At 79.4% G+C, this 1,528-nt stretch carries 1 protein-coding gene and 1 pseudogene; both read right to left on the reverse strand.

Translation table 11 applies throughout. The annotated features are described in order from the left end of the window. Positions 1-703: pseudogene (locus tag AX737_RS07505) on the reverse strand (nuclease); the annotation flags it as partial. Positions 704-823: 120 nt separating this feature from the next. After that, the coding region (locus AX737_RS34175; RefSeq protein ID WP_197430486.1) for a hypothetical protein at positions 824-1,528 on the reverse strand (705 nt) is incomplete at its 5' end.

Here is a 1,528-nt window from a genome sequence, read left to right on the forward strand (position 1 = left end):
GCGCGAGGGTCGCGGCGGCGGCGCCCGCGAGCCGTCCGCGGGACCCGGACCCGCCGAGGCCCCCGTCGCGCCAGTCCTGCAGGCCGGCGCGGAACCGCCGGAGGCGATCCTGCGCCCCTTCGTGCCGTGCGGGCGCCTCCGCGACGGCGCCCGCGGCCCCGGGATCGGCAGGCTCCGCGCCGCGGCTCCTGTCGAGGCGCGCCCGCAGGTCGGCGAAGGCCGCGGCCGCGGACTGGGCGAGCGCGCGGCCCTGCTCCGAGGAGCGCTCGGCGAGCGCGCGGGCCCGCTCGGACTGGGTCTCGACGAAGCGCGCGGTCGCGGCCCGCATCTCGGCGGCGTTGGCCCCGAGGCCGGATTCGGGCGCGGGCTCCGCCGGGGCGGGGGCGGCCTCCGGCGGCAGGAACAGGGCCGGATGACGCTCGGCGATCTCGTCGATGAGGTCGGCGAGCGTCATCGGCGGCGCGGTTGCGCCCTCGGCGCCCTCGGCGGTCGCCGCGCGCGTGCGCGGCAGGCCGTGCCGGTCGATCACCCGGTAGCCGGGCTGTCCCTCCGCCGGCTCGACCGCGGCGGCGGCCAGGAGTTCGAGCGTGCGCAGCGCCACGGGGCGGGGGCGGCGGCGCTCGATCTCCGCACGGATCTGCGTCTGCAGCCCGGCCCGCTCCGCGCCGTCGAGCACGGGACGCTGCGCCTCCGTGCCCTCCACTTTCTCCGCCGCTGTCGCGCCTGAAACCGCCATGGGGTCCGATCTAAGCATCCTTGAGCGGAGTGTCCCGCGGGTCCGGCGAAAAAATGATGCGGACGTCCGATCCGGGACCGGCGCGCGTCAGGCGCTCCGGCCGGCGCCGGCCGTCCCGGCGCTCGCCGAGCCGCGGTGCAGGACCCGGCTCGTCTCGGAGACGATCACCGGACGCGGCCCCGCGAGGCTCACCTCCAGCACCACCTCGGCGATTCCCTCCGAGACGGCGCCGCGGCTCGGGCTCGCCGCCCGGAAGGCGACCTCGGCCCGCACCACGCAGGTCGCCAGCGCCCCGTTGCAGAAGGTGCGCATGCCGCGCGGCTCGTAGCGCCGCTCCGGCCAGCGCCGGGCGAAGTCCCGCTTCTCCGCCATCACGGCACGCAGGCTCACGGTGCGGCCGTGGAAGCGCACCTGATCCCCGTAGAAGCGCGGGGCGCTCGCCACGATCGCCGGGCCGGGCGCCGAGACCGCGTCGAAATAATCCGCCGCGAGGCCCTGCGCGGCGCCCGCCCAATCGCCGAGGCGCGGCTCGACCCGCGCGGCGGCGGGCGGGACGGGCGCGGCCTGGACGGGCGGCGTGTCGGCGAGCCGGCGCTGGCGGCGGTGGCGCTCCAGACGGCGCTCGGGCCGCTCCGGACGCTCGGCGTGCCGCCCGCCCCGTGTGGTCCGCGCGGCGCTCCGTTCCCGCGCCGGCCCGGTCTCCGTCTCCGCCGGAACGGCCCGCGCCTGCGGCACGGCGGAGGGGGCGGCCGCGGGCGCGGCCGGCTCCGGCCGACTCTCGGCGGGCCTAGA

This window comes from Methylobacterium sp. CCH5-D2 (genome assembly GCF_001556475.1).
In the GTDB taxonomy this organism is placed as follows: Bacteria; Pseudomonadota; Alphaproteobacteria; order Rhizobiales; family Beijerinckiaceae; genus Methylobacterium; species Methylobacterium hispanicum.